Here is a 26,759-nt window from a genome sequence, read left to right on the forward strand (position 1 = left end):
TCTAAAAGGGATGGATATCATTTGCGAAAGGACGACAGGCGAATCCATTTTAGATGAACCTGTCATCCCCTTTTTTGTATGTTCGAAGAATATTTAAGACTCAGGCTGACACTAGAGCTATTTATGAGACAGCCTCTTTATTTTTATTAAAGATTTCCTCTTAGTTCTTGCTCTCGTTCAATTGCTTCAAACAAAGCTTTGAAATTACCTTTTCCGAAAGAAGTTGCTCCTTTTCTTTGGATAATTTCTATGAAAAGAGTCGGTCTGTCCTGAAGTGGTTTGGTAAAGATTTGAAGTAAATAGCCTTCATCGTCTCTGTCAACCAAAATATTGAGTTTTTTCAATGGTTTGATATCTTCATCAATAGCACCAACTCTATCCAAGAGATCATCGTAGTAGGTTGCCGGAACCTCCAAGAATTCAACTCCTCTTTTTCTCAATTCACCTACTGTATGAATGATATCCTCTGTAGCAATAGCCATATGCTGTACTCCTGGGCCATTGTAGAAATCCAGATACTCTTCGATTTGGGACTTTTTCTTTCCCTCGGCAGGTTCGTTGATTGGAAACTTGATATAGCCATTTCCATTGGAAACCACTTTCGACATCAAAGCTGAATACTCTGTAGAAATGTCTTTATCATCAAATGTAACCAAGAGTTTAAAGCCCATTACATTTTCATAGAATTCTACCCAATGGTTCATTTCTCCCAATTCCACGTTTCCCACACAGTGGTCAATATGAAGTAGGCCTATGGATTCAGATTGATAGGTGCTTTTCCTCGGGATAAAGCCTGGCATGAAGATGCCTTTGTAATTTTTTCGTTCTACGAAAGTGTGAACAGTATCCCCATAAGTTTTAATTGAAGCTACTTTTACCTCCCCGTGCTCGTCTGTAAAAGTTCTAGGCTCATCAGCGGAAACAGCGCCTCTGGAGGTAGTTTCCTGCCATGCTTTCTCTGCATCATCCACCCACAAGGCTAATACTTTAACTCCATCACCATGCTTTTTGATGTGCTCAGCTATGTAATGGTCAGATTTTAGAGGAGAAGTCAAAACCAATCTGATTTTTCCCTGCTTCAATACAAAGGAAGCTCTATCTCTGTAGCCAGTTTCCGGACCGGAATAAGCTATTAATTCGAAGCCAAAAGCATATTGATAAAATAAAGCAGCTTGCTTGGCATTGCCTACATATAATTCGACATAATCAGTCCCATTTATGGGCAAGAAGTCTTCACTCATGATAAGTTATGTTTGGGTTTTACAAAGAGTTGCTCAAAGTTAATGATTCCTCCAAATACTATTTGGTATCATTTCAACTTATTCTTGTGGGTTCTTGTTCCATAAGAGACTTATCCAGGCCATGATCAGAAAGGAAAGGGTCCAGCTTCCCAAAGGGCTCTCTAATGCAAGAATAAGAAGCAAAAGGTAATAAATAGGGGCTAAGAAGAAACCGATCAAAAACTTAAACGTGGATTCAAAAACCCGATCTTCTATTTTGGGACTGATAGAAAGCCAAATCCAATAGAGTGGAAAATGGAATACTTTCATCAGTTTATTTTTGATAGGAGAGGGCCTGTCTACCGACTCAATGATATTCCCTTTACCCAAAAACTCACTTACTGCCTTTTTGGAAGTGACATCAACTTCTGCATCAAGAATCTTTTGTAGATTCTCATCATATCCTTCGTCAGGTATTTCTACCACCATGGATTGGAGAGTTTCTTGCACTTTTTTGGTAAGTAAGCCTGATTTGGAAGGAGGCATATCCACAGGAATCGGCTTTCCAAAATCGATGATGACCAAACTTCCAGATTTTTTATGGGCACTAAACTCTAATGCAACAGGCAAAATCAATGGCTCTAATTGAGGGTATTTTTCCTTGAGTCCAAAAGCCATGCGGGTAAAGCCCTTACTCAAAGTTCTGACATTTCGCACAATGCTATGGCTACCTTCGGCGAAGATCACCACAGTCCCATTTTTTTTCAAAACTTCAAATGTGGCCTCAAAAGTTTGTTGATTTTGTTGGATAGTAGAAAATCCATCTCTGACTCGATATACAGGAAGCATCCTGATATAGTGAAGGATTTTGGATACCATGGGATTTTTAAACACGGCAGCCCTAGTCAAAAACCAAGGCTTCAAATTGGTATGGGTAGCTAATAATAGGGGGTCTATGAGCGCGTTTTGATGATTAGCAACCAGGATTACAGGGTGGTTTTTAGGAATATTCTCCTTACCCGAAACCTTGATTTTATTGAAGTATAGGCGTAAAGCGATTTTAACCAATAGCCTCAAAACGGCATTAAAAAGATCTTTCATTTTCTAGATTTCCATAAACTGGCAACAAGCATTCCTGAAATCAAATGCCAAATTCCCCATAAGGCCGTGATGATAGCCATTCCTCCCAGGCCCTCAAAGTACGTAAAAATTAAAACTAGCCCCAAGCCGGAATTTTGAATTCCTGTTTCGATGGTTAGTGTTTTGACATCAGGCAAAGGAAGTTTTCCCAATTTTGCTGTAAGGAATCCTGTAGTCAAGGCAAGCAAGTTATGAGTAAAAACCCAAAGGAAGATGATTGAAATATATTGAAGGAAGATTTCAAAATTTCCCGCAAAAGCCAACACGATAAAAGCTCCAAATATTACAATACTTAAAGGCTTGAGAATTTTTTCAGCTTTTCTAGCAAACTCAGGGAAGTAGCTCCGAGTGAGAATCCCTAACATAAGAGGGAGACCTAGAATCAATGAAATGGTGATAAAAACATCAGTGACATCCAAGCTAATTGCTTTTAAAAGAGTAGAGGTTGGGTCGTAAAAACCTGCCCATAGGGAAAAATTTAATGGTGTGATTAGAATTGAGGCTAGAGTTGAGAAACCAGTCAAACTTACAGATAAGGCTGTATTTCCTTTTGCCAAACTGCTTAGGAAATTAGACACATTTCCACCGGGACAGGCTGCAACTAGAAACATACCCAAGGCTACACTGGGAGGAGGCTGAATTGCTAAAATAAGTGCCCAAGTCAAGAAAGGAAGTAGAAGAAATTGAGAAAGAACTCCCAGGAAAAATGGCTTGGGATTCTTTATTAGGTACTTGAAGTCTTCAAACCTTAAATCCAAGGCTACTCCATACATAATCAAGGCTAATGCAAGATTTAAGGCGAGTAAATCCTCGGGGGAAAAATTTAATCGAATGGCATCAAGAATCTCGGGTGAATTCATTAGCCCTAAAATTCATCCATTCTCAAGAAAAAGCAAACAATTATTATAAAAGAGACTTATGCTTGCTGATTATTCTTCCTTTACAAACTCATGTTTCTTCAAAAAATCCATAAAGAGGCTTACTGACATGGGCTTTTGAATGTAATCTTTTACGATAGGGTAAGAAAATGCTTTTTCCTTGTCAGAGCGGTCAATAGAGCTGGTGATAATGGAAATGTAAAACTGATTTTGGATACTTTTGGGTAGTGTAGAAAATTCATCCAAAAAATCCCAACCGTCCATGACCGGCATATTTATATCCAATAAAATTAAAGTAGGTTTTTCGTTCTTTGCAATTTCATTTTGAGCAACTCGCTTTTGAATTTCTTGAATTGCGGATTGGCCATTTTCAAATTGAGTGATTTCTCTGTCAAATTTGATATTTGATAAGATCCTCTTTCCTAGCATTCTAACGATTGCATCATCGTCAACAAATATGATTTCGTTTAGTGTAAACATCCCATCTTTTGAATAATACATCGAATGTATTGCATTATTTTGATTAAATGTATTCAAAAAGACCAGAAAATCTTAAATTTTTAATGATTTACAAAATATTCTCTATCAAATGAAAAATATTGTAGGTATCAGGAAATATCAAATCAACTTTAATTTTAGATTCATGAAACATGTATCCCTTATTTTACTTTTAGGAATGATATTTTCCTCTTGTCAAAAAGATGAATTGCCAGTTTTGGTTTGCGGTGTTGAGGACCCAGTTGAAGACTTAGACTGGTTGAATGAGCAAATACGTGAGTTAGAGGGTTCAGATTTTGCGGTATTCCAGTACTTCACACAAGCAAAATCGGGTAATCAAGAAATTTTTATTTTAAAGAATTGCTGCTCAAACTGCAATTCTGTTTTTCCAATTTATGATTGCCAGGGAAATGAACTGGGTAGTATAGGTGATAGTAGATTTCCAATGAGTTCTTTTTCCGATGAGAAGGTAATTTGGAAATCTTCAAACTCACTCTGTAATGTTTAGATTTATTCGAATTATTCCTATTGATAATCTAAGGGCTTTGGGTTATTAAATATCTTTATATCAGGAGTTTAAATTCTTGATTAAAGGTTTTAAAAAATATTTTTCTTGGTTTAGAGTGGGGCATGAAAAAGCATCAAATTATTTGCTTTCATTTGCGATTTGAATAGACAATTGCCCCAACCTTTCATGAAAAAAAACCTTCTTACTTATTCGATTATTGGGGCAATGGTGCTCGGAATGATCGTTGGATTTTCAATTTTTAAAAGCGAAGATCCTGAATTAATCAGTGCCTATAGTGGTAATATCAAACTGCTAGCCACCATCTTCATCCGTCTGGTTCAGATGATTATTGCCCCTTTAGTTTTCTGTACCTTGGTAGTGGGTATAGCTAAGTTAGGAAATGTGAGGACTGTCAGTAGGATAGGAGGAAAAGCGATGATTTGGTTCTTTTCTGCCTCATTAGTTTCCTTATTAATTGGCTTAGTAATGGTCAATTTTTATGAGCCAGGAATGGGAATGAATCTGAGTTCTGAAGATGCTGCTGGAGTAGCTGATGTTACAGCAAAGACCAAGCAGTTTTCCCTTTTAAATTTTGTGGAGCATATAGTTCCCAAAAGTGTTTTTGAAGCCATGGCCACCAATGAGATTCTTCAATTGGTTGTGTTTTCCATATTCTTTGGAATAGCGCTGGCCGGATTAGGTCCTACAGCTTTGCCTTTGATCAATGCTTTGGAAATTGTTGCTCATGTTGTTTTGAAAATGGTAGGCTACGTGATGATGACCGCTCCGTTAGGCGTGTTCGGTGCTATTTCTGCTGTGATTGCCACCAGAGGCCTGGATATATTGCTTACCTATGCCAAGTATTTCGGGGCTTTTATTGCTGGTATCTTAGTCCTATGGATGGTCTTGCTCTTTGTAGGCTATTTGGTTATTGGAAAAAGATTGCCTGAGCTCATAAGAGGACTTTTTGGCTCCATGGTAATTGCTTTCAGTACAACCAGTTCAGAAGCTGTTTTTCCGAAGCTCACAGAGGATTTGAAAAAATTTGGGTGTAATGACAGAATCGTGTCTTTCACTTTGCCATTGGGGTATTCTTTCAATCTGGATGGAAGTATGATGTATATGACTTTCGCCAGTATTTTTATTGCTCAGGTTTATGGAATCGAATTGGATTTGGGTACTCAACTCACCATGTTGTTGGTGCTAATGCTAAGTAGTAAAGGTGTAGCAGGTGTCCCAAGAGCAAGTTTGGTGGTAGTTGCAGCCACCTGTGGTATGTTTGGTATTCCGGTAGAGGGAATAGCTTTAATTTTACCCATCGACCATTTTTGTGATATGTTCCGAAGTGCCACCAACGTGTTGGGAAATGGGTTAGCTACAGCAGCTGTCAGTAAGTGGGAAGGTGAACTTCAAACAGTTGAAGAAAAAGTTTTGATTTAAAAGTTGAGGTTGAAATTTGACCTAATAATCGGCGATTGATAAAATGAAAAGGCGCATTGTTTGACTGCGCCTATTTTTTTGATTATTTAACCCGGATTATGCATTAGAATCTGTAATGAGAGATCAAACCGCAATAAAATCAAGTATTTAGCGAATGAAGCATAGCACCGCTACGGTGATTGAGCTAAATANAGCAAAGCGATTGATTTTGAAGCGGTTTGGACTCGTAATAAGAAGTCTACTGCATATTTCGGGTTTAATCAACTCTAAATGAAACTTTACAAATCACCCCATAGGAGATGATTTTGCCGTCTTTTACGTGAACCTTGGTGTCTTTCAACCAAACTGAATCAATGTTTCGGACTGTTTTCGAAACTTCTGCAACAGCATTTTCTATAGCAGATTCAATTCCTTTTTCTGATGAAGCTATGACTTCAATTACTTTCACTAATGCCATGTTATTGGGGTTTACCGTTGAAAAGAATATGATCTACTGATCTTAATTATCAATAGATCAATGTTTTATAGTATCTATAAGTTACCAATAAATACATGGGTAAAAAAGTCTTCGAGGCTTTTATCCTCTAAATGTGAATTCAAAAAAAAGCCTGGTCTGATTGAGACCAGGCTTAATGTATTTTGAATCAAATTACTTTTTCATCAATCGAATCATCTTCGTCTCCTGACCATGATTCAAATGAAGATAATAGAACCCTTTCTTCAATTGTGTAGAACCAATGATCAGCTGGAGCTTTCCAGTAATAAAGCTTGAAGTTCCGCTTTGAACCAACTCACCTTTTTCATCAAATAGGATGTAAGCAACTTCGATATCCAAGTTGGAATCCAACGTAATGTTTACTTCCTCTTCTAATGGGTTTGGATAAGCCTTTTGAACCTTCGCGTTTTTGAAACTAGCCTCTTTGCTAATAGATTCAGAATTGCTTTCACAAGGAATCAAACCGCAATCTCCAAGAGTTGCTCCTTTTCTCAAGAAGGCCGGAACTGCCTCAGGTGCCACACAAATGGTTTGTGTTTTTCCAGAATTGCCGTTGGAAGTGCAAACCAATACCTTATCATTCTTGGATCCGCATCTCACATCGACCACACAAACAGTGACTTCGTCTTGGAATATATTCCCGGCATCATCTCTCACAGTAAGTGTGTAAGTAGTGGTTTCGGTTGGTGAAACAGTTATTTCTTGTCCCGTTTGACCATTACTCCAAGAATAAGTGTAATTACCACTGCCACCACTTGCATCAGCGGCTTTAAGTGTGGTGGAAGCTAAAGGTTCATAACCCAAATAAACAATTGCTCCTTCTCCTGCATCTGAGCTAATGCCTTCACCTGCAATAAACCTGACAGAAACAGGTAAATGGTCGGAAGTGGTATTGGCATAATTAGCAACAAGATTAAATGGGATAAACAACTGCTCAGATCCCTCTAAATAATTGTCATAGAGCTCATTGGAAATTGTGATGTGATCAATGACATTATCATTAAAGATAAAGGATCTCAAACCTGCTTCGCTCAAGGAAAGGGTTACCCCGTTGAAATCAGGATCGCTGATAATAACTTCATAGGTGCTAGGACCTCCACCAATTGAAATGTCCAAATCATCATTGTAATCTCCTAAAAGAATGATATTGGCATCTGAATAGTAAGCATCCAACGTATCCTTCAAAGCAAGGTTATCAAATCGCTTTCTAGCCAAATCATCTCTGCTTGAACCAGATTTTGCGTGAATGTTGATGAAGTTGATTCGCTCTTTGACTCCGTTGATATCTGCAACAGCTTCCACCAACCAAGGCAATCTGCCACTAGACCAGAATGAAGATGGAGTTCCTGTTGGATACTCATCCAATAGGTTATTCAATCCCAATCTAGCTTCATCATAAATCTGTTCGAATAGAACTTTAGAAGACTGGATTTCTAATACAGCCGTATTATAGATTAAACATAGCTTTTGTGGTGGGAAAGTAGGATCGGGAGCCTCAAAAGATCTTGAGAATCTATCCGAACATATGACTTCATATCCAGGCAGTTGTGAAACCACGAAAGCCAATAAATCTTCATCTGAAACTTCTTGTACAGCGATTACATCCGGCAAAGTAGCTTGTAGCACTTTTATAGCGTTTTCTGCCTGCAAGCTTACATTGCTTGGGCCAAAGTTCGCGATGGTGGCACCAAAGAACTCCATATTCCAAGTCATCACATCTAAGGTCTCCGCATTTGGAATATCAGAGCCTGCTACTTCGTATGGGCTTGTACCCGGTAAGTCCTCTATAAATCTAGGAAGTAATTGAAGACTTCCTCTGAAGCTTCCTAACACTCCCGTGATGGTTTGTACCTCAGCTGGTATCACTCTTCCTACCAAACTGTTGACATCACCATCGATTCTCAATTCAAGACTTCCACTACCATCTATGACGGTATAATTACTTTCTGGGAAAAAGAGACCTTTGGAAATAGCAAAGGCAGCATTTGGAATGCTAATCAACTGTCCTTCTACTCCTGAATTAATCTGGCTGATGGAAAGTGCTGTAGGCACAACTTCATTTCCAGAGCTTATAAGTTCTAATTCAGTGATATTGACAATTTGAATTTGTTGATTGAAGGCTCCAATAGATCCTAAAATCCTGATTTCGTCTCCTATTTGATAATTGCCAAGCCCATGAACTTGAGAGTCAAAAACCGGGATTCCCCCCGTAGCATCTTGTATGAATGCAGGTCCACCTAATTGATCACTAACAGTCAATACGCCTTGTACCAACACTTCTGAACCTATTCCCTTGGTTCTAGCCTCTGCTATAGAAATTAAAACTGGTTCCGGATCTACTATTATGCCCCCAAAGCTCTGTCCGGTATTGACCTGATTATAGGTACTAGTAATTGAGGTGGAAGACCATACGAAGTCGGTGTATTTGGTTCCAGTACCTTGAAGCTGTAAAGAAGTACCCACAGGAGTAGATGAAATTTGAACGACGCCTATATCCTCGCTTAGTAAGCCATCTGCTGGACCACCAACGGCAGTGAAAACTCCCTCATAACTTAGAAACTGAATCACTTCATCTGAAGGATTCACCAAAGCGAATCCATCAGGAGCACCATTTTGCAATCCATTGATAGCAAAAAATTTAGTTCCGAAGCCATTGTCCTGGTCAGGAAGCACTCCAGTAAGATTCACAGTGCCGTAAACAGCTCCACCAGTTCCATTGTAAAGAATCAATTTATACCCTTCTAGGTCTAGACCAGCTGAGCCCGCTACTTCAATTCCTTCATTGACATCAGCCCCTGCATTGTCGTAATGTATTTCATTTACAAACAAAACTATTTCCGGAGAGAAAGTCTGATTTGTATTACTTGAACCAAATGTTTCAGCGCTTTCAGTTTGCCAAGTAAAATCTGCGTAGGTACTGCCTGTACCCCCTAATTGTAAAGAAAATCCTATAGGGGTAGAGGAGGTTTCTTCAACTCCAATATCGGTACTGCTTAGGCCGTCAGCAGGACCGCCAACAGCGAGGAAAGTTCCTTCATAACTAAGGAACTGAACAACCACTCCGTTATTAACCAAGGCAACTCCATCTGGAGCTCCGTTTTGAATTCCATTGGTAGGATAAGTTAGGGTTACAAATCCAAAGCCATTTCCAGAATCAGTGATTGTACCTGAAAGAGCTCGAGTATTGTAGGACGCACCATTCGCCCCATTGTATAAAACCACTGACCATCCTGTCAAATCAGTACCAGCAGGTCCTGCTATCTCAATAGCTTCACCTACATCAGTTCCTGTATTATCGTAATGAATTTCATTGATAAAAACCTCTTGAGCCTGGAGTCGGAAGCCCATAAAAAGCAGTAGAAAAATCCCTGCTAATCGTAGTAAATTTTTTTGCATAGAATGAATTTTAATATTGATTATAAAGATGGGTTTTTCTTCGAAAAAGCTGTAATTATTCTAGGTTATTATTTTGTTATTCTTTGATAAAAGATAGAGAATAATAATTTTAGAAAAATGATTATGGCTTTCTTCAAAAATACTACTTTAAAATCTGAAATTCTGTCTTAAAAAATAGTTTGAAAAATAATGCTAAATAGCTTTTTATGAGTTTGTTACGCATTTAAATGTATTCCAAATCCCTTATTTTTTTTCTAAATTTTCAGAGCCTGATTTTAATAACACTTTCATGGAATTTAATGCGATTTACATTGTAGATCCGGACACTGCTTTTCATTCAGCCATAAAAAAATTCACAGATAAAATCGGTGTCAATACTCCTATTTTTTACTTTACCGATGGAGATGATTTTTTAAAAGAAAAATCAATCCATAATTCAGTAAGTAATGGGGGAAATTTGATACTTCTTGACTTAAATGCTCAAAATGGACTAGGTTGGGAGTTCCTTAAAAAGTTTGATAGACTTGATTACCAACTTAAATCCACTTTCCAAATTGTTGCACTTTCAGAAGAACTTAGCCTCTCTGAAAGAAATGAGGCATTAGCTTATCAGTCTGTTTCCTTTTACTTTCATAAGCCATTTACTTACAGAGGTTTTATAACTATGGTGGAAACCATTGTCAATGATATTTCTTCCTCGATTTAATGAATTGATACTGAGTACTTTTTTGTGGATTTATTCTGAGGTCCCAGTTGAATCATTCCTTCTTTATGAGTCAGTTTCCCATCAGAATCAATTGAATCAGCAATACCCAACCATGGTTCTATGCACACATAAGGAGCTTTGGGCTTAGCCCATATTCCCAAATAGTCAAAATCCTGAAAACTCATACTCAGAACAGGACCGTTTTTCTCTGATACCAAGCTGACTTCTCTTGACTTTAGATTTTTAAGAATCAAAGCATCCTTATCAAACAGGTTAGCGTGCAATTGTAACTTATTAGTAGCCTTCAACATAGGAAGGGGCTCTTTACCAATCAGACCATTTTCCAGCACTGGCCAAGTTGAATCGGTCTCTTTCTCTTCAAATTTTATGAAATAATCCTCATACACTTCCCCTTTATGGATTGGGCAATTGAATGCAGGATGTCCTCCTAATGAAAAATACATCGTTTCAGGGCCATGGTTTGTTACTTCATGTAGGACCTCCAAAGTTCTTCCTTTTAGGGAAAAGATTACTTTCAATTCAAACTTAAACGGATATGAAAGAAGGGTTTCTTCATCCCATCTCATTGAAAATGTGAGTGATTCATTAGTTTTATCCAATAAAACCGGCTTGATCGAATTTCTTACTATTCCGTGTTTCGGAATCTTGTAGAATTTTCTATCATATTCAGTTTTTCCATCCTTTAATGCGCCTATTATTGGAAATAGAATGGGAGCTTGACCATTCCAAAAACTTGGATCTCCTTGCCAGATATGTTCGATTCCAGTGGATTTGGAATGAATGGAAGATAGCTCAATGCCTTTTGTATTGACTTTAACAGCTAATTCTGAATTTTCTATTTGATGAATCATGAGTGCAATTCTTTATTCAATGAAAATATGGAGAGGAATGCTAAAACCAAAAATCAAATTGTACTAGGTGAATAATATTCCTAAAAATAGATCGAGTAGGCGATTGTGTGTCGTTCTTTTCGTGCTCGATTTCATCTGTTTATAATTTGTTTTTTAGAGGTCAGATGGAAAGCCCTACCCCAATTTATCGGTGCATCCCCTTGTGTGAGATTTTCCTCGTGGGCATTTCATGTTTTATTTTTTTCTGTTGAAAAGATAAATAGGAATCCCTAGTAAAACCCCAATTCCACCCCAAATCAAGGCTTCTGCTCCTGAACCGAGCAAGATCCAAATTCCAAAGCTCAAACCAGTAAGTGAAAGACTGATATTAATAAATGAAGGCTTAAAACCTAATTCTGATTTTATTGAAAATTTGAGAAAGGACGATGCTGCAGCAATGTAAAAAAGTAAAGAAGTGGCCGAAGTCAATAATACCATAAAAGAATATAAGTCCCCGAAGCCCTTGCTGGAGTTGAAAAAAAGCAGAACTGTAATAACTGTACTTGAAAGGATTATTCCTGTACTGGGTGAGCCATGTTTGTTGATAAATGCCAAGGATTTCGGTAATAACCCATCCCTTGCCATGGAGTTAGAAATTTGACCCTGAACCAAAATCCAAACGTTCAAAGCGCCTAATGTGGATATACATGCTCCAATGGCTATGAAAAATCCTGTGTTTTTTCCAAATAGTTGATTTGCAGCATCCGTGAAGGGGGCAGTGCTTTGAGCTACTTCGGAGGGAGGAAGAATTCCAAATAGAGAAATAGAACTGAACAAGTACAGAAAAACTACCAATCCAACTCCTATGAGTGTGCCCTTTGAAATATTTTTCTCTGGGTTTTTAATATTCTCTGCCGGTATAGTGCCAGCCTCTATTCCCATAAAGGCAAAAAAACAAAGTACAGAGGCTGTGGTAATGGCTTGAATAGAAGAAACCCCAGAAATATTTAATGGAATAAAATGATTGATGTCAAATACAAAAACACCCCCAATAGCAATAATCAGGATAGGAATAACTTTAAGAAGGGTGGTGACAACTTGAAGATTCCCCGATCCTCGGATACTCAAGCTATTTAAGATAGATAAGCCCCAAATAACCAATAAAGCAATCGAAGTGGTAAACCAAGGTTGACCTTGAAGCTTTGGAAAAAAAACAGAAAAATAACCAGCAAAGGATAAGGATATGGCAGAATTGGTACTCCAAACCGATAGCCAAAAACCCCAAGCGACTAGGAAGGCGGGAAATTTCCCAAAGGCTCTTTTAGTGTAGGCATAAGAGCCGCCTTGTTCGGGTATGACTTTACTGAGTTTCCCCATCATGGCTGCCAAGGAAGTAGCCCCAATTGCAGCGATAACCCAACCTAATAAGCTAATCCCGCCAAATTGGGCTAAAGCAGCTGGAAGCGTGAAGATTCCTGAACCTATCATACCCCCGGCCACCAAAGAAATTACTGTAATTAATCCTAGTTGACGTTGGGGAGAAGTTTTTTTCAAAAGAAAAAATGAATTGAATGGAATTAAGTAATTTGGCTAGTAATCAAGATACTAAGAAATATTGAAACCTTTTTACATAGACCCAGATATCACGAAGGCCGAAACTCTGCCTTCCAGTTTTTACACTTCGCAGGAGGTATATGATGCTTTGATTGAAAAGGTCTTCGCTAAAACTTGGCAATTCATTGGAGATCAAAGTTTGGTGGGTTTAGATTCCCAAGTTTATCCTTTTAAGTTTTTAGAGTTTGGATTAGAGGAGCCTATGCTGCTGAGTAATGATCAAGGAGATATTAACTGTCTTTCAAATGTTTGTACGCATCGAGGGAATATCCTCTGCCATCAAGGAGGAAACACAAAAAATATTACCTGTGCCTACCATGGAAGAAGATTTAATCTCAAGGGAGAATTTCAGCATATGCCCCAATTCAAGGAGGCAGAAGATTTTCCTAGGAAAGAAGATCATCTTTACTCATTTCCTATCAAGAAGTGGGGACCTTGGCTTTTTACAGCATTAGAGCGCGGGATGGATTTTCAAGCTGTCTTAGATGTGATGGATAAAAAGGTAGGTTTTCTCCCTTTGGATGAATTTAAACTAGATACAAGCAGAAATAAGGATTACCTGGTCAATGCTCACTGGGCACTTTATTGTGACAATTACTTAGAAGGTTTTCATATTCCATTTGTTCACAATGGTTTGAATGAAGTCTTGGATTATGGCAAGTATGAAACTGAAATACATGGCTTGCTCAATTTGCAGATAGGGCATTCCTCAGGAGGAGATCATGTATTTGATTTACCGGAAAATCATGAAGACTACGGCAAACAAATCAGTGCTTATTACTTCTGGATATTCCCCAACATGATGTTTAATTTTTATCCATGGGGCTGTTCTATCAACGTTGTCAAACCCATTGCTCTCAATAGAACCAAAGTCAGTTTTATTACCTACGTTTGGGATGAAAGCAAATTAGATACTGGAGCGGGGGCTTCCTTGGATAAAGTAGAAAGGGAAGATGAGTTTGTGGTTGAAGGAGTCTTTAAAGGGATGCATTCCAGAATCTACCAGACTGGAAGATTTTCTCCTAAAATGGAATCAGGAGTTCATCATTTTCATGGCTTGTTAGCAGAGTTTTTAAGGGGGTAGGAGATGAAATAGCCCTAAAAAGTGTGGCATTTGAAATTTGGAAAAAGTTTTTTGATAATCTTAAAAATTCCGGACTAAGTAATTAACTGATATTTGTATCCTCTTTCTTACCAGAATTGAATAAAATAAGGCTTATTGTCTGTTAAAAGGATCAGAATCCGGATGCTTCGCCTGCCAGCCGTGGCTGGGTCTTCGGTCATCGGTCTTCCAACCAATCAAGCAAAGAAAATAAGGCAACTGGGATGATTGCGAATAATCAGATTAACTAATTTCAGCAATACTTACTTCAACTCCTCCAGTAGCAAAATTTGGAATATCCTGAACTGCTGCTTGACCTTCTTCTGAACTCATAGCTGATTGAAGATCCTCCATGGATGCAAAATACAATTCAGCCATTCTATAGTTGGTTGCTTTTTTGCCATCTGGAGTGCCTATAAACTTGCAAGTCTCAAGTCTTTCACAAGATATTTTTCTAGCAAGGTGCATATGAGTCTCCATGTAATACTTTTCAAAATCTTCAGTATTCTTTGGATGTCCGTATACTACCACTAGTTTAATCATCAGTTACTCTCTTTGATTTGGTAGAAGGTACGAAAAAATAACCTAGTATCAAATAAAAAAATGAATTTAAAATATTGATAATCTGAAACTTAATATGGTTTATTCAAATCAAAAATTGAATTTTATAGTAGTTTGAATTCGGGTTTTTGAAACACTTTATTAATCCGAAAATGACCTTTCGCTTATTATTTTTCTGCTCTTTGTTGAAGTACAAATTTTGAGAACCGGTCCATTGCAACTCGTAAATCGGCATGTTTAAAACTGGAGATCACCAAACGGTATAAGCCTTTTTGTTTGTGGCCAAAACCATTACTAGGAGTCAATAAAATTTTGGTCTCTTCATAGACTTTAAGCCATAATTCATTTTCGGCTTGTTCTGTTTTTGCCTTCAAAAATTCTGATAAATCCATCCAGATAAAAAGGCTTCCGTATGAAGGGCTATACCTCAATTCTAACTTTTGCAGAGTCCCCCTAACGATTTTATAGGATTGATTCAGTGCTTTTTGATAGGTTTCAATATAGTTTTTCATGAAAGCTTGATCATTCAAAACTTCTTCGAGCAACCACTGGGTATGATTAGAAACCCCATGTGAAAGACCCACGTTTCTGTAAGCTTGGATAAACTCTTCATTATAGGTATGAACCACTCCAATCCGAAAACCAGAGATTCCTAAATCTTTGGAAAAAGAATACCAATGATGTAGGTATGGGCTTTTTTTCTGGTTCATCAGGTTGCCGAAAGAATAAAACTTCAATTGCTTTCCATAATCCGCCGAAACTACCGGGTCTTCAGTGTCGATCAAGGAAAGCCCGTATATCTCATTCACTATTAAATGAATGTGATTGGCTATGCACCAATCGGCAACTTCTTCCTGCTGTTCTTTAGAATAAATCCCTCCTGTAGGATTATCAGGGCTTGTCAAAATGAGCATCCTAAACCTGCTGCCACTTTCCTCAATTTCCTTTTTAGCGTTTTCTAATTGAGAAATCTGCAAGGGAATCCCATCTTTTAATTCTCCAATATCAGAGTGAGTCTGGAGATCGTAACGCTTGACACCGGGGAAAACTCCAATATCTCCCGTGTAAACTGGGTAGCTCGGGGCTGGAATTACCGCGGTATCTCCAGGATCAGCTAATAAAAAGGCTGTCATTTCAATCACAGAAGTGGCCCCAACCGAAAGCCCCAGTGTTTCAGGGTCCACAGTATGATTCATCAGAAAGTCAGAATAATAGCCAGCAATCGCCTCTCTGAAACTCAGTACACCGGCAGGATCTCCATAACTCGTAACCCAATCAGGGATTTCTTTTTTGCTGGAAATTTCCTGCATTTTCTCTTTGAGCATTTCCCAACAAAGCTGGTTTTCTGCTACATTCATTGGAAAAGTACCCGAAGGATTGTCCTTGTCATGGTAGATATTATCCATGGCATCAAAATAGACTTCTAGGTCAATCCGCATGGGATTTTCAGATGCAGCTTTTCCCTTTTGAGAAAGGGAATTTGAATTGCTCATTATTGAGGGGTTTTGCTGAGGATTTTTTTAACTAATGGACCGATACTCAATCCTTGTATGATAATGGAGAAAACTACTATCACATAAGTGACAGTCAGGAACAGCTCCCGTTCCATGATTGGTTCTAAAGATAAGGCCAAAGCAATGGAAATCCCACCTCTGATTCCTCCCCAGGTCATCAAAAGACCTGTCTTAGGAATAAAATCCAGTTTTTTCCTGAATAATATGATAGGACCAGAAAGTGCCAGATAACGAGAGGCCAAAGCAATTGGAATGACTAAAACCCCTAGTAAAATATATTCTGCATTAATGGTGATGATCAATAATTCAAGTCCGATTAAAACAAATAAAATGGCATTTAAGAAAACATCGATCAACTCCCAGAATTTGTCTACATAATTCTGAGTTACAGATGACCAAGCAGTTTCGGGCGATTTATTTCCAATCAAAATCCCGGCGACTACAACGGCAAGAGGACCTGAAAAATGTAGATAGGAGGCCAATGCATATAAGCCCATTACCAATGCCAAAGTGAGTAAAACCTCGGTTTCATAATGATCTATGCTTTTCATCAGTTTGAACGCAAGCCAGCCCAAAACCAAACCTAAAGCCAAGCCCCCAAATACCTCCTCAAAGAAAAGTAAACCAACTTCCTCAGCCTCAACAGATGCTATTCCTCTTTGGGCTATAGATAATAGGACCAAAAACACCACGACTCCAACTCCATCATTGAAAAGGGATTCTCCTACTATTTTGATTTCAAGTTTTTTGGGAGCATTCGCCTCTTTGAGGATACCCAATACTGCGATGGGATCAGTAGGAGAGATCAATGCCCCGAAAAGTAGGCAATAGATGTAGGCAATCGGATGACCGATTAATTCAGCCAAGAAATAAAAAAGCGTTCCGATCAAAAAGGTGGAAAGCAAGACCCCAAAAGTTGCGAAAAGCATAATAGGCCCTCTTTGCTTAGCTAGCTCATCCAATTTGGTATGCAAAGCTCCGGCAAAGAGTAAGAAGCTCAGCATGATTTCGAGCAGTACTGTTTTAAAATCTATGGATTGAATCAAGCTTTTGGACTGCTCTAAAACAGCACTTTCAAAATAACCTAGAATTAAGATCACCAAGGTGAAAAGCATGGCTATGATCATCAAGCCGATGGTAAAAGGGAGCTTCAAGAATTTGGTGTTGATGTAAGCAAAAAGTGCTGAAAGTATGGTTAAAATGGTAATGATGGTAAATATTTCCATAGTATTTAAAAGAGTGATGTTTGAAAATTCTGATTATCCCTAATTGAATCACCTGCCAAATTATCATGGATTTTGGGCAAGATGCTTCGATTTTTGCCTTTAGGCCATGGGGACGTTTAGCATTGGTGACAGATGATGGAAGTCAGAAACCAATTATTGTAAACTTCAGGGATCGTATTGATTTTTAGTAGACATAAAAGCGGATATAAATAGTTTTAATTATGATTAAAAACAGAGCTATCAATCAAAATCTATGATGAATGCTAAATTCAATAGGAGAGAGCGTTAATTTCTATTGACATTTCCCAGCCCTTTAATTTCCTCCTTGATTACAGTAGGATTACCAGTATAGGTCACGGAACCCATTCCCTGAGCATCAATGGATAATTCACCTTCACAATGAACTTCCACATTGCCCATTCCTCTTGATTGTAAATCCATCGTTTGGGTGATCAAGTTAGATGCCTCGAGATTTCCCATTCCTTCAAATTTGATTTTAGCATAGGTCGCACTTCCTGATAAGTCCACATTTCCCATCATATTAAATTGCGCATCCAAACTTTCTGCTTGAATTTCCATTTCCACATTTCCAACTCCATCTCCCCGTATCATCAATTGACCAACTTCAAAGGTGTTTTTTGTTTCTATATTCCCTACACCATCAAAAACCAGCCTTTGTAAATCTGCTATAGTTAAATGGATTTCCGGAGTTTTATTTTTGAAGAACTCAGATCCATCAGGATCAAAATCAATAATTAATTCAGAACCGTTTTCTGATATTTTTAAATACTCCATGGCTTTCTCGAAGCCTTTGATCTCCATGGATTCGAGGTCTCCCTGGCTTAGGTAAAGGTTGATTGCGCCTTCTAGTTTGATTTGATTGATCCCGCTAATGTCTCGGGTATCTGTCATCATGGAACCCCAATCTTTTTCAGATCCAGATCCGCAGGCAAAACCTACCCATATCATCAAAATGTAAATAATGTTTAGCTTCTTCATAGTGTGTTAATATTGGATGTTTGAATTTATAAAATATATGCTTCGAAGTGTCAGATCAGTGGAAGGTTATTTTAAATCCAAACTCAAAAGTCTTTTTTCTTTTTCTATAAAAATTGATATCCAATGATTTATAATCTATATTTTAAAAGAAATCCTTAACCCACTAGCGCTGTGTTGATATTAATAAATCGTTTTTTCCTTAGTATTTCACTCTGCTTCTTGCTTTCTGGAGTTTTTGCTCAATCTCAATCATCGGATGTACTGGCATTTCGGGAAAAGCTTAATAAGAATTATGCTGATCCAGATAAATCTCCCCTGAGCAAAGAGAAGCTGCAAGAGTTTGATGGATTGCCTTTTTTTCCTGTGGATGAAGCTTATCGAATAGAAGCTACTTTTCAAAAATTGCCGAAAGTGGACCTTCATACATTCAAGACCAGTGATAACAGACTCAGAGATTACGAGAAATATGGCATAGCAACATTCACTTTGGACGGCCAAGAAATGCAGCTGACACTTTTTAAAAGTATCAGTAAAGTCATTACTCCCGGTTATGAAAATAGTCTTTTTCTTCCTTTTACTGATCTAACTAATGGAAAAGAAACCTATGGAGGAGGCAGATATATGGATGTTGAGATTCCTGAAGGAGATAGTATTGTTCTCGATTTCAATAAATCATATAATCCCTACTGCGCCTATAGTACCAATTATTCCTGTCCAATCCCCCCCAAAGAGAATGACTTGCCGGTTTATATAAAAGCAGGAATTAAACATTTCTAGGCTTACATGTACACTTTTTCAATCATTAGATGATTAGGTGGATTTGCTTAATTCTCTCTCAGAAGTAGCTTAATTGTAATTATTATTATACAACCCTTATCTTCTCATGAAGCTTTATATTAAATACATGGTAAGTCTGAGATGCAAGATGTTGGTGAAGGATGAGCTTCAGAAATTGGGTGTAAAAAATATGATTGTGGAGCTGGGAGTAGTGGAAATCTTAGAAGAATTCAGTGAGAAACAAAGAGCTATGTTTGAAGAGAATCTCAAAAAAGCAGGTTTGGAGTTATTGGATGATAAAAAAAGCATTCTCATTGAGAAAATAAAAAATGTGGTGATCGAGATGATTCACTATTCGGATGAGTTGCCCAAAGTGAATTATTCAGATTATATCAGCGAAAAATTAGATCTCAATTATACTTATCTGGCCTCAATTTTTTCAGAGGTTAACGGGATCACTTTGCAGCAATTTATCATTCTTCATAAAATCGAACGGGTGAAGGAATTATTGATTTATGATGAATTGAATCTAACTGAAATCGCCTACAAGTTGCATTATAGTAGTGTTGCGCATTTATCCAATCAATTTAAGCGCATTACAGGCCTTACGCCCACTTTTTATAAAGGCCTGAAAAATAAGAGAAAGCAAAACTTAGAAAATCTCTAAAAATTTCTGCAGGGACTTTTTGCAGCCCTAAACATGGGATTTATGTAACTATCTGCCAGATAGGTGTAACACATTAGGATAATAATTAAACGAACTTTAGAATATGAGATAAATAGGCATAAACTGCCCATTTCTCTAGAGTCTAACCTAACAGATCATGTCTAAAGACAAAAAGCGAAGCGAAAAATCAGGTGCCAAGGCTCCTCAAAAAACCCTAAAGGAAAAACGAGAAGCTAAATCCATCAAGAAAAAAGAAAAGAAAAATATGGATTAATGGAAACCTTATAACTCAAAGTCATGAATGATTCTGAATTAATAAAATCACTTCCTCAAAATATAGGAAGCGCAATAGAATATTGCCATGGCTCCATAGTCAATAAAATAATTCTAAAGCAAAACACAGGAAATGTCACTTTATCCTCTTTCGACATTGGAAATGTGCAGGTCTATTATTTCCCTTTTGATCATCTGATTCAGGTGATCGAAGGAAATGCATCGGTCTGCATAGATAAAAAATGGAGTACAGTCGAAGAAGGTCAAATCATTATATCTCCTGCTCATATGAAACATTTGGTGAAGGCGAATCAACGATTTAAAATGCTTTCTACCATTATTAAAAGCGGATATGAGGACGTCAGGATTTAAACTTAAAAACAGAATCATGGAAAATGATAATAACACGAAGTATAAAGCAGGAGATAAGGTCTACACCAAGGTTAACCCAACAGTTCCTTTAATTGTAAGAAGGTTTTATAAAGAGATTTATTACTGTACCTACGCTGAAGATCCTGAGAAAAAAGAATTGGCTCTTTTTGAGCGTGAAATTATATAAATGGAAACTTATTAAATCTATTATGAGAATCATCAGAAGTTGGAGAGAACAAAAAGCAATGCTCAAGCAGCGTTTTACTTTTTTGCTTGATGCGGATTTTGAGTATCCGGAAGGACAGAGAGAAAAAATGATGAAAAAGCTTTCCGTCAAATTGAACAAAACAAGAGAAGAATTGGAGCTGCTTTTCGCAGAACTCCAAACTTACTAAACAACCGCTTTGAATTGGTCTATGCTATAAAAGCCTAGATTAACTGAGGCGCTAATCAATGAAACGATGAAACATGTACTATTCGAAAAAAGAAACGATGCTGAATTTTCAAAAACCTTAAATCAAAGGGTAAATGATTATTTCAGCAGTACAAATCATAACAGATTTGGAGGAAAAAGAATGGTTATCAAAACCGTCTTTATGCTATCGCTATTCTTCGTGCCCTTAGTTATTCTGAGCACAGGAATTGTCAGTAGCGTAGGACTAGTCTTTGCACTGTATATCTGCAGTGGTCTGGGTATGGCAGGGGTAGGCATGGGAGTTATGCACGATGCAATCCATGGATCTTATTCTAAAAATCCAACTGTCAATAGATGGGTGGGCTATACCATGAATTTGATTGGCGCCAATGCAAACGTCTGGAAGATCCAGCATAATGTTTTGCATCACACGTATACAAATATTGATCAGGAGGATGATGATATCAATGCTCCGTTTTTCCTGAGGTTTTCTCCAAATGCCAAGCGCTATTGGATTCATCGTTTCCAACACCTTTATATTTGGTTTTTCTATGGACTTTCTACTTTTTCATGGATCACCTTGAAGGATTACGTTAAAGCTACGAGGTATAGAAAAATGGGATTCTTTCCCAAAAAAGGTCAGTACTCCAAGTTGTTGATGAAAATTACAGCATGGAAACTCCTTTATTATTCTTATGCTCTGATTTTACCTCTACTAATGATTCAGCTTCCTGTTTGGATTATTGTTGCTGCTTTTTTGAGCATGCACTTTGTAACAGGGATTGTCATAAGTATCGTATTTCAGACGGCTCATATTCTTTCCAGTACCTCATTTCCTCAAGCTAATGAAAAGGGGATCATTGAACGTGAGTGGATCAAACACCAAATGGCGACTACGAGTGATTATGCGCCTAAAAGCAGAGTTTTTTCTTGGCTAATAGGTGGCTTGAATTTCCAAGTAGAGCACCATTTATTTCCAAATATTTGTCATATACACTATAACAAGCTAGCCAAAATAGTCTCCCAAACTGCCAAAGAGTTTAAAATTCCTTACTTGGTCAAAGGGACATTTTTCTCAGCTCTTTGGGACCATATCCTGATGCTACGTCAATTAGGAAGAGCCAATTAATCAGAGCAGGATCAATTCCCGCTTTTTTTTGAATATTATTCAAATCCAGAAAATGTACCCTGATTTTAAATAGTACTTCCTGCCAAAGAATTTTTTTATATTCAGGAAGATAAATCACTACTATGAAAAAACTTATCTCCATTTGCTTACTTGTTTTGACAAGTATTTTTTCTCTTCAAGCGCAAACCAACTACTATTTCCAATCAGAATTTTCTAAGGCAGAATTTGCAAAAAGAAGATCCCAGATCTTTGATCAAATTGGAACTAATGCAATTGCAGTAATTCAGGGAGCTAGTGGAATTCCTGGATTTAGTGTTTTCCGCCAATCCAATAGCTTTTATTACCTGACCGGAATAGAAACTCCCAGGGCGTATTTATTGCTCAATGGAAGGAATAAAAGAGCAACGCTTTATCTCCCTCATAGGGATGAGGCTATGGAAAGCAATCAAGGAAAAGTATTGTCGGCGGAAGATGCTGAACTGGTCAAAGAATTGACCGGGGTAGATCAAGTGAAAGGCATAGAATTCTTATCGGCTGATTTGGTGGGGTCTGGTTTGATCAAGCCATCTGCGCCTGTTCTTTTTACAGAATTTAGTCCTGCTGAAATCGGTAATGACAGCAGAGACGAGATACTTTTCGGCTTGGCAAGAAATGCTTCAGATCCATGGGATGGCTCTTCTACTAGAGAAGCTAGATTTATCCAAACATTGAATAGCCGGTTCCCACAATTTGAATTTAAAGACCTGACTCCGATTTTGGATCAGATGCGATTGATCAAAAGTGAAGAGGAAATTGTTGTCATTCGAAAAGCCACTCATATTGCAGGATTGGGAATCATAGAAGCCATGAAGTCCACTCAACCCGGTGTTTATGAATATCAATTGGATGCCGTGGCAAAATATATTTTTTACTTATACGGATCTCAGGGGGATGCCTATCCGGCTATCATTGGAGGAGGAACTAATGCCTACATGGGCCATTATTTTCATAAAAAGGATATGCTTCAGGATGGTGATTTGGTTTTGATGGATTACGCACCGGATTATAAATATTATACCAGTGACGTAACTCGGATTTGGCCTGTAAATGGCAAGTTTACAGAGGAGCAAAAGCAATTATATAATTTTATTGTAGCTTATAGAGATGCCTTATTCCGATACATCAAACCCGGGGTGACTTCTGATGAGGTGCTCGATAAAGCAGCGGCAGAAATGAAAGAATATCTGAAAGGAAAAAGCTTTGTGAAGGAAAGTCATAGAAAAGCTGTTGAGGATGGTTTGAAGTTTAGAGGACACTTTCAACATCCAGTAGGGATGGCTGTACATGATGTAGGAGTAGTGAGGGGCGTCCCCTTAAAAGAGGGCATGGTATTTACCATAGATCCCATGATATGGCTTCATGATGAGCGATTGTACATTCGAATAGAGGATGTCGCTCTCGTGACCAAAGATGGGGTAGAAAATCTCAGCGACTTTGTTCCCTCCAAATTGGAAGATGTTGAGGCTACGATTCAGAAAAAAGGATTGATGGATTTTAGACCTCCAGTTGATTTATCAAACATGAAATAGACTCTGCTCTTAAAAAGACCAACCTAAGCCCAGATAAAGGGTTTCTGGAAAGGCCAGTCCTGTTCTCAGCATAAATCCTTTTCCGGGTTTTTGCAGTCGGTATCCAATATTAAAGGCTACTGGAAGCATATCCTCTGCATTGTTCAGATTAAAATTAGGACCTGCGCTGATTTCTAAATGGTTGGCGTTTTTTCCTGTCAAAAATCCATATTGCAAATACAGGTAACTTCCAGAATCCACCCAACCTCCGTAAGTCCCAAGGCCTACTTTCGCAAAAGTCGCTGTGATTCCTTTGTCCAAAGACTGCGTGAGGATTCGCTCATAATTAGAAGTTGCACTGGCCACAATTCCTGCAAAGCCTAAACTGCCTGAAAGTCCATTTTTTCTAAATGCAGGACTTGAATTTTCTTGAGCAAATGCTGTATTGAGGGTCAGTACCAAGCAAAAAAGCAGGCACACTTTGGGTGAAGTTTTCATATCAGGCTGGGTGAGTAATCCCTCTCTAGTAAGGTTGAGGAAGATAGGTATAATATATTGATTTTCAGTTCATAAAATTGAAGTGGATATTCCTTTTATTGATGTGTTCTATTTTAAAATTTTTTTAGTCTAATGAGTAAAATATTAATTACCACGATTGCTGGAGGAATGGATTATATTAGCCTTTTGAAAAAATAAAGAAAAATCAATTGTAAGCCTTATGAATCTAAGCCATACTGTAAAAGCCTTTCATGAGCTAAGTGTTACCGAACTGTATGATCTTTTACGCTTGAGAAGCGAGGTGTTTGTGGTAGAGCAAAACTGTGTTTTCCTAGACTTGGATAATAAAGATCAAAAATGCTATCATTTGCTTTTATACCAAGAAAATGAATTGGTGGCCTATACCAGGATAGTTCCTGCAGGTTTATCCTATCAAGAAGTAGCCATAGGCCGTGTAGTCTCTTCACCTGCTCACAGAGGAAAAGGATTTGGAAGAAAGGTGATGGTACTTTCTATAGAGTATTGCTATCAACTTTTTGGACCTTGCAATATCAGACTAGGTGCTCAGACTTATGCCTTGGGATTTTATGAGTCTTTAGGATTCAAGGCAGAAGGTGACACCTATGATGAAGATGGGATCGAACATATAGAGATGGTGCGAAAAGCTAAAATTTGATCCTGTAAATAAATTTGAATTGATAGTAAGCTCTTCAAAGATTACTTAACCATTCGTAAATCTGAATTTCGCGGCTATAGTTTTTCCGCAAAGTCCTTGAATACCTCCTTATGACGCTCTAAGTCAATATTGTGAGAAACTGATGCTCTGACAATATAGTCCTTATCTCCTTCTTTGGTGGTTCCTTGAGTGGAAGTTGCAGGAACAGTCCAATAACAACCCTTCAGCTGCCCATAACTTACGCAAAACTTGCTCTCATCAGGGATTTCAGTGATCATTTTATTGATCAACTCTAAGTTTAGGGCCCTTTTGTATGCTTCTCTTTCTTCCTCTGTATTTCCTTTTGTAGGCAAATCCAGAGAGAAAACAGAAGGAGTAAAGCCTCTTTCAGCTAATTCCTCAGAAACAAAATTGATTTTAGCGCTTGGCAGTTGGTCTTGTATAAAGTTGACAAAGTCTCTTGTATTCACATAGGCATCCTGAATTCGCTGGTTCATGGATGGGAGTTGTCTGGCCAAAATCTCATACTGCTGGGCTGTGGCTTCATTATCGCACAGAGCAAGGTGAAGTGCTATTTTATCCATCAAGTTCTCTGCCTTTAAATTGGCAACACAGTAACCAGCTGTACATTCACCACCACTTGGGAATTTGGATCCACTGGCATAGGAAATAGCTGGGATTACAGATAGTGTCTCTCCTTCTGGCAAGAACTGCACATTAGGGCAAAATGTCTGATCTAAGATAAAAACAGGTTCAATAGCTGTTTCTCCATTTTCAGTTTGTCGGGTGGTACTAAGTACTTCCTTTAATCTTTTTAAATCAGGAACTTCCACACGAGGGTTGGTAGGTATTTCTGCAATGATATAAGGGATAGCATCTTTTTGAGCTAGTTCTCCTAAAATTCTTTCTAGGCTTTGGTTCATGTCATTTCCGGCATCGACCGGTAAATCTACAATTTCTACCTCTGGCAAGCAGGCGGCAAGTCGCCTTGCTTGATCGTTGGTGCCTCCATAGCAGTTGGGCGGAACAATAAATTTGATTTCCTTTCCGGGATGCTTCTCCATCGCATCATGCACCAATCCCATCATGATGGCATATTGGATAGATAAGCCACTGGATGCTACCAAGGGCTTACTGTCTGTGCCTGTGATATTGGCAATGCTTTCCAGTACTGAATCCTTGATTTTCGGATCTCGGGTAGGGGATGAAAGTGAACTTGAATTACCAGCTAAATATTCCAATGCTGTAAAGCAATTGGCAGGAGTCATGGCGATGGATTCCCTTCTTCGCACATGTTGTATTTCAGAGATGTAGGAAGCATTTTTTGCTCCAATAACCTGAATTATACTTCCCAAATCCCCATGAATGGTGATGGCAAAATCAATGGAAAATGAAAGCTCCGGTTGATCAAATGAATTTGATGGGGAAACAAATATCCTGCTTCCATCAAAATCTGAGAGAGACTCATTTGGGGCTGCTTTCAAGAGTTCAAACTCAAATCCATATACCTCCCGAATGAGCTCAGCTCCGAAGAAATCTGAAATATCTTCTGAGTAAACGATTTGAGTTTTTTTATGAAGAAAAAGGTTTTTTCTCAGCACGGCTAAAATGGGAGTCGTTTTAGAAGAAAAGCTGATTACCTGATCAAAAGGTAAGTTGTTCAATTCAGCAATTGCCCATTCCAAGACACTGGATAGAGGATGCCCCAAACGAATATAATCGTAAGCCGTTGGCAGTTGCTTTAGACCTTCCGAATTGACCTTTCCAGATTCAACAAGATTTTTGAAATGCTCTAAAAATTGAGTTTTTGCGAGACTTTCTTCATAAATATCCAACCGATGCGTAGTTAAATTAAGCCAATCGGCAGGCATATTTTTTAAAATTACTTGTAAGTTTTGTTGGATTTGGGCTCTATTCATTGGGTATTTTCAATTGGGTCGCAATATAGCTTTAAAAGATATTTTTAAACTCTAGAATTATCCTGTTTCAGATTTAGAGCATATAACAAGTAGAAATAGTAGGAGTTCCGGAATTAAGGGAAAGATATTTTTTAAGATAAAAGAAGATATGCCTTCGGCGAGATACGGATCAAATCCCCCTTTGGACCTTTATACAAATTCCGGAGAAGTGAGAAAAATTAAAAGGGGGCAAGGAGGATTTTAATTGAAATACTGTTGAAATAAATAGAAATACGCCTTCGGCGAAATACTATTCAACAGATATGCTTCGCAAGATAGACTCTCCTCCGTCGAGCCA

At 38.0% G+C, this 26,759-nt stretch carries 26 protein-coding genes; 12 read left to right on the forward strand and 14 right to left on the reverse strand.

The annotated features are described in order from the left end of the window. Positions 1 to 146 precede the first annotated feature (146 nt). The 4 genes from hppD to FL972_RS09585 form a co-directional block, all read right to left on the reverse strand. Positions 147 to 1,241, reverse strand: a complete 1,095-nt coding sequence (gene hppD, locus FL972_RS09570) for a 4-hydroxyphenylpyruvate dioxygenase (protein ID WP_144605129.1) — start codon at positions 1,239 to 1,241, stop codon at positions 147 to 149. A gap of 78 nt (positions 1,242 to 1,319) precedes the next feature. Then, positions 1,320 to 2,321: a 1-acyl-sn-glycerol-3-phosphate acyltransferase gene (locus FL972_RS09575; protein ID WP_144605131.1), complete on the reverse strand. Its 1,002-nt coding sequence runs from the start codon at positions 2,319 to 2,321 to the stop codon at positions 1,320 to 1,322. After that, on the reverse strand, positions 2,318 to 3,220 hold the full coding sequence (locus tag FL972_RS09580; protein WP_144605133.1) for a bile acid:sodium symporter family protein: 903 nt from the start codon (positions 3,218 to 3,220) through the stop codon (positions 2,318 to 2,320). The genes FL972_RS09575 and FL972_RS09580 overlap by 4 nt, the downstream gene beginning before the upstream one ends. 69 nt (positions 3,221 to 3,289) lie before the next feature. After that, entirely contained in the window at positions 3,290 to 3,739 is a 450-nt protein-coding gene (locus FL972_RS09585) for a response regulator (protein WP_144605135.1), read from the reverse strand. Between the two features lie 88 nt (positions 3,740 to 3,827). On the opposite strand from FL972_RS09585, the gene FL972_RS09590 reads away from it, so the two are divergent. Together FL972_RS09590 and FL972_RS09595 are read left to right on the forward strand one after the other, a co-directional pair. Beyond that, positions 3,828 to 4,244, forward strand: a complete 417-nt coding sequence (locus FL972_RS09590) for a hypothetical protein (protein ID WP_144605137.1) — start codon at positions 3,828 to 3,830, stop codon at positions 4,242 to 4,244. A gap of 186 nt (positions 4,245 to 4,430) precedes the next feature. Beyond that, positions 4,431 to 5,684 carry a dicarboxylate/amino acid:cation symporter gene (locus FL972_RS09595; RefSeq protein WP_144605139.1) on the forward strand — a complete coding sequence of 418 codons (1,254 nt, stop codon included), beginning with the start codon at positions 4,431 to 4,433 and terminating at the stop codon, positions 5,682 to 5,684. A 256-nt stretch (positions 5,685 to 5,940) separates the two neighbouring features. Here the strand turns inward: FL972_RS09595 and FL972_RS09600 are convergent, their stop codons facing one another. Both FL972_RS09600 and FL972_RS09605 read right to left on the reverse strand, forming a co-directional pair. Continuing rightward, positions 5,941 to 6,141 carry a dodecin family protein gene (locus FL972_RS09600; RefSeq protein WP_144605141.1) on the reverse strand — a complete coding sequence of 67 codons (201 nt, stop codon included), beginning with the start codon at positions 6,139 to 6,141 and terminating at the stop codon, positions 5,941 to 5,943. Positions 6,142 to 6,333: 192 nt separating this feature from the next. After that, the gene (locus tag FL972_RS09605) at positions 6,334 to 9,576 is read right to left on the reverse strand and encodes a DUF5689 domain-containing protein (RefSeq protein WP_144605142.1); all 3,243 of its coding nucleotides are present in this window, start codon (positions 9,574 to 9,576) and stop codon (positions 6,334 to 6,336) included. A 289-nt stretch (positions 9,577 to 9,865) separates the two neighbouring features. On the opposite strand from FL972_RS09605, the gene FL972_RS09610 reads away from it, so the two are divergent. After that, entirely contained in the window at positions 9,866 to 10,282 is a 417-nt protein-coding gene (locus FL972_RS09610) for a response regulator (protein WP_144605144.1), read from the forward strand. Here FL972_RS09610 and FL972_RS09615 read toward each other — a convergent pair. Together FL972_RS09615 and FL972_RS09620 are read right to left on the reverse strand one after the other, a co-directional pair. Further along, entirely contained in the window at positions 10,279 to 11,154 is an 876-nt protein-coding gene (locus FL972_RS09615; RefSeq protein ID WP_144605146.1) for an aldose 1-epimerase family protein, read from the reverse strand. The two genes, FL972_RS09610 and FL972_RS09615, sit on opposite strands and share 4 nt — an antisense overlap. 234 nt (positions 11,155 to 11,388) lie before the next feature. Beyond that, a complete protein-coding gene (locus FL972_RS09620) occupies positions 11,389 to 12,687 on the reverse strand; it encodes an APC family permease (RefSeq protein ID WP_144605148.1) in 1,299 nt (432 codons plus the stop codon). 61 nt (positions 12,688 to 12,748) lie between these two features. Here FL972_RS09620 and FL972_RS09625 point away from each other — a divergent pair, with 61 nt between their 5' ends. Then, positions 12,749 to 13,831, forward strand: a complete 1,083-nt coding sequence (locus tag FL972_RS09625) for an aromatic ring-hydroxylating oxygenase subunit alpha (protein ID WP_144605150.1) — start codon at positions 12,749 to 12,751, stop codon at positions 13,829 to 13,831. 261 nt (positions 13,832 to 14,092) lie between these two features. On the opposite strand, the gene FL972_RS09630 is transcribed toward FL972_RS09625, so the two are convergent. The 4 genes from FL972_RS09630 to FL972_RS09645 form a co-directional block, all read right to left on the reverse strand. Further along, positions 14,093 to 14,392, reverse strand: coding sequence for an EthD family reductase (locus FL972_RS09630; protein WP_144605152.1), 300 nt, complete (start codon positions 14,390 to 14,392; stop codon positions 14,093 to 14,095). A 185-nt stretch (positions 14,393 to 14,577) separates the two neighbouring features. Then, positions 14,578 to 15,903 (reverse strand): aminotransferase class I/II-fold pyridoxal phosphate-dependent enzyme, encoded by a 1,326-nt coding sequence (locus tag FL972_RS09635; protein ID WP_144605154.1) that lies wholly within the window; start codon positions 15,901 to 15,903, stop codon positions 14,578 to 14,580. Further along, entirely contained in the window at positions 15,903 to 17,150 is a 1,248-nt protein-coding gene (locus FL972_RS09640; RefSeq protein WP_144605156.1) for a cation:proton antiporter, read from the reverse strand. Before FL972_RS09640 ends, FL972_RS09635 begins: the two co-directional genes overlap by 1 nt. 285 nt (positions 17,151 to 17,435) lie before the next feature. Further along, positions 17,436 to 18,149: a head GIN domain-containing protein gene (locus tag FL972_RS09645; RefSeq protein WP_144605158.1), complete on the reverse strand. Its 714-nt coding sequence runs from the start codon at positions 18,147 to 18,149 to the stop codon at positions 17,436 to 17,438. A gap of 171 nt (positions 18,150 to 18,320) precedes the next feature. Here FL972_RS09645 and FL972_RS09650 point away from each other — a divergent pair, with 171 nt between their 5' ends. From FL972_RS09650 to FL972_RS09680, 7 genes are all read left to right on the forward strand, one after another. Then, positions 18,321 to 18,926, forward strand: a complete 606-nt coding sequence (locus FL972_RS09650; protein WP_222116018.1) for a DUF1684 domain-containing protein — start codon at positions 18,321 to 18,323, stop codon at positions 18,924 to 18,926. Between the two features lie 106 nt (positions 18,927 to 19,032). Further along, positions 19,033 to 19,593: a helix-turn-helix domain-containing protein gene (locus tag FL972_RS09655; RefSeq protein ID WP_222116019.1), complete on the forward strand. Its 561-nt coding sequence runs from the start codon at positions 19,033 to 19,035 to the stop codon at positions 19,591 to 19,593. 297 nt (positions 19,594 to 19,890) lie between these two features. Further along, positions 19,891 to 20,238 carry a cupin domain-containing protein gene (locus FL972_RS09660; RefSeq protein ID WP_144605160.1) on the forward strand — a complete coding sequence of 116 codons (348 nt, stop codon included), beginning with the start codon at positions 19,891 to 19,893 and terminating at the stop codon, positions 20,236 to 20,238. Continuing rightward, positions 20,219 to 20,425, forward strand: a complete 207-nt coding sequence (locus FL972_RS09665; RefSeq protein WP_144605162.1) for a hypothetical protein — start codon at positions 20,219 to 20,221, stop codon at positions 20,423 to 20,425. Before FL972_RS09660 ends, FL972_RS09665 begins: the two co-directional genes overlap by 20 nt. Before the next feature lie 22 nt (positions 20,426 to 20,447). Continuing rightward, on the forward strand, positions 20,448 to 20,633 hold the full coding sequence (locus tag FL972_RS09670; protein ID WP_139217481.1) for a general stress protein CsbD: 186 nt from the start codon (positions 20,448 to 20,450) through the stop codon (positions 20,631 to 20,633). A 66-nt stretch (positions 20,634 to 20,699) separates the two neighbouring features. Further along, a complete protein-coding gene (locus tag FL972_RS09675) occupies positions 20,700 to 21,782 on the forward strand; it encodes a fatty acid desaturase family protein (protein WP_186300073.1) in 1,083 nt (360 codons plus the stop codon). A 122-nt stretch (positions 21,783 to 21,904) separates the two neighbouring features. Next, a complete protein-coding gene (locus FL972_RS09680) occupies positions 21,905 to 23,350 on the forward strand; it encodes an aminopeptidase P family protein (RefSeq protein ID WP_144605163.1) in 1,446 nt (481 codons plus the stop codon). A 9-nt stretch (positions 23,351 to 23,359) separates the two neighbouring features. Here FL972_RS09680 and FL972_RS09685 read toward each other — a convergent pair whose 3' ends face one another. Then, positions 23,360 to 23,827 carry a hypothetical protein gene (locus FL972_RS09685; protein ID WP_144605165.1) on the reverse strand — a complete coding sequence of 156 codons (468 nt, stop codon included), beginning with the start codon at positions 23,825 to 23,827 and terminating at the stop codon, positions 23,360 to 23,362. 220 nt (positions 23,828 to 24,047) lie between these two features. On the opposite strand from FL972_RS09685, the gene FL972_RS09690 reads away from it, so the two are divergent. After that, positions 24,048 to 24,503: a GNAT family N-acetyltransferase gene (locus FL972_RS09690; RefSeq protein ID WP_144605167.1), complete on the forward strand. Its 456-nt coding sequence runs from the start codon at positions 24,048 to 24,050 to the stop codon at positions 24,501 to 24,503. A gap of 74 nt (positions 24,504 to 24,577) precedes the next feature. Here the strand turns inward: FL972_RS09690 and FL972_RS09695 are convergent, their stop codons facing one another. Beyond that, positions 24,578 to 26,422, reverse strand: a complete 1,845-nt coding sequence (locus FL972_RS09695; RefSeq protein WP_144605169.1) for a PLP-dependent transferase — start codon at positions 26,420 to 26,422, stop codon at positions 24,578 to 24,580. Between the last annotated feature and the right edge of the window lie 337 nt (positions 26,423 to 26,759).

The sequence above is a fragment of the Algoriphagus algorifonticola genome (assembly GCF_007655305.1).
In the GTDB taxonomy this organism is placed as follows: Bacteria; Bacteroidota; Bacteroidia; order Cytophagales; family Cyclobacteriaceae; genus Algoriphagus; species Algoriphagus algorifonticola.

What these genes read in the sequence shown, in the direction of transcription:
- FL972_RS09630 (WP_144605152.1), bottom strand. Translation starts at nt 14,392, where the DNA reads ATGATTAAACTAGTGGTAGTATACGGACATCCAAAGAATACTGAAGAT.
- FL972_RS09645 (WP_144605158.1), bottom strand. Translation starts at nt 18,149, where the DNA reads ATGAAGAAGCTAAACATTATTTACATTTTGATGATATGGGTAGGTTTT.
- FL972_RS09610 (WP_144605144.1), top strand. Translation starts at nt 9,866, where the DNA reads ATGGAATTTAATGCGATTTACATTGTAGATCCGGACACTGCTTTTCAT.
- FL972_RS09600 (WP_144605141.1), bottom strand. Translation starts at nt 6,141, where the DNA reads ATGGCATTAGTGAAAGTAATTGAAGTCATAGCTTCATCAGAAAAAGGA.
- FL972_RS09640 (WP_144605156.1), bottom strand. Translation starts at nt 17,150, where the DNA reads ATGGAAATATTTACCATCATTACCATTTTAACCATACTTTCAGCACTT.
- FL972_RS09585 (WP_144605135.1), bottom strand. Translation starts at nt 3,739, where the DNA reads ATGTATTATTCAAAAGATGGGATGTTTACACTAAACGAAATCATATTT.
- FL972_RS09670 (WP_139217481.1), top strand. Translation starts at nt 20,448, where the DNA reads ATGAGAATCATCAGAAGTTGGAGAGAACAAAAAGCAATGCTCAAGCAG.
- FL972_RS09605 (WP_144605142.1), bottom strand. Translation starts at nt 9,576, where the DNA reads ATGCAAAAAAATTTACTACGATTAGCAGGGATTTTTCTACTGCTTTTT.
- FL972_RS09590 (WP_144605137.1), top strand. Translation starts at nt 3,828, where the DNA reads ATGAAAAATATTGTAGGTATCAGGAAATATCAAATCAACTTTAATTTT.
- hppD (WP_144605129.1), bottom strand. Translation starts at nt 1,241, where the DNA reads ATGAGTGAAGACTTCTTGCCCATAAATGGGACTGATTATGTCGAATTA.
- FL972_RS09685 (WP_144605165.1), bottom strand. Translation starts at nt 23,827, where the DNA reads ATGAAAACTTCACCCAAAGTGTGCCTGCTTTTTTGCTTGGTACTGACC.
- FL972_RS09665 (WP_144605162.1), top strand. Translation starts at nt 20,219, where the DNA reads ATGAGGACGTCAGGATTTAAACTTAAAAACAGAATCATGGAAAATGAT.
- FL972_RS09680 (WP_144605163.1), top strand. Translation starts at nt 21,905, where the DNA reads ATGAAAAAACTTATCTCCATTTGCTTACTTGTTTTGACAAGTATTTTT.
- FL972_RS09675 (WP_186300073.1), top strand. Translation starts at nt 20,700, where the DNA reads ATGAAACATGTACTATTCGAAAAAAGAAACGATGCTGAATTTTCAAAA.
- FL972_RS09575 (WP_144605131.1), bottom strand. Translation starts at nt 2,321, where the DNA reads ATGAAAGATCTTTTTAATGCCGTTTTGAGGCTATTGGTTAAAATCGCT.
- FL972_RS09580 (WP_144605133.1), bottom strand. Translation starts at nt 3,220, where the DNA reads ATGAATTCACCCGAGATTCTTGATGCCATTCGATTAAATTTTTCCCCC.
- FL972_RS09660 (WP_144605160.1), top strand. Translation starts at nt 19,891, where the DNA reads ATGAATGATTCTGAATTAATAAAATCACTTCCTCAAAATATAGGAAGC.
- FL972_RS09615 (WP_144605146.1), bottom strand. Translation starts at nt 11,154, where the DNA reads ATGATTCATCAAATAGAAAATTCAGAATTAGCTGTTAAAGTCAATACA.
- FL972_RS09690 (WP_144605167.1), top strand. Translation starts at nt 24,048, where the DNA reads ATGAATCTAAGCCATACTGTAAAAGCCTTTCATGAGCTAAGTGTTACC.
- FL972_RS09595 (WP_144605139.1), top strand. Translation starts at nt 4,431, where the DNA reads ATGAAAAAAAACCTTCTTACTTATTCGATTATTGGGGCAATGGTGCTC.
- FL972_RS09655 (WP_222116019.1), top strand. Translation starts at nt 19,033, where the DNA reads ATGAAGCTTTATATTAAATACATGGTAAGTCTGAGATGCAAGATGTTG.
- FL972_RS09635 (WP_144605154.1), bottom strand. Translation starts at nt 15,903, where the DNA reads ATGAGCAATTCAAATTCCCTTTCTCAAAAGGGAAAAGCTGCATCTGAA.
- FL972_RS09695 (WP_144605169.1), bottom strand. Translation starts at nt 26,422, where the DNA reads ATGAATAGAGCCCAAATCCAACAAAACTTACAAGTAATTTTAAAAAAT.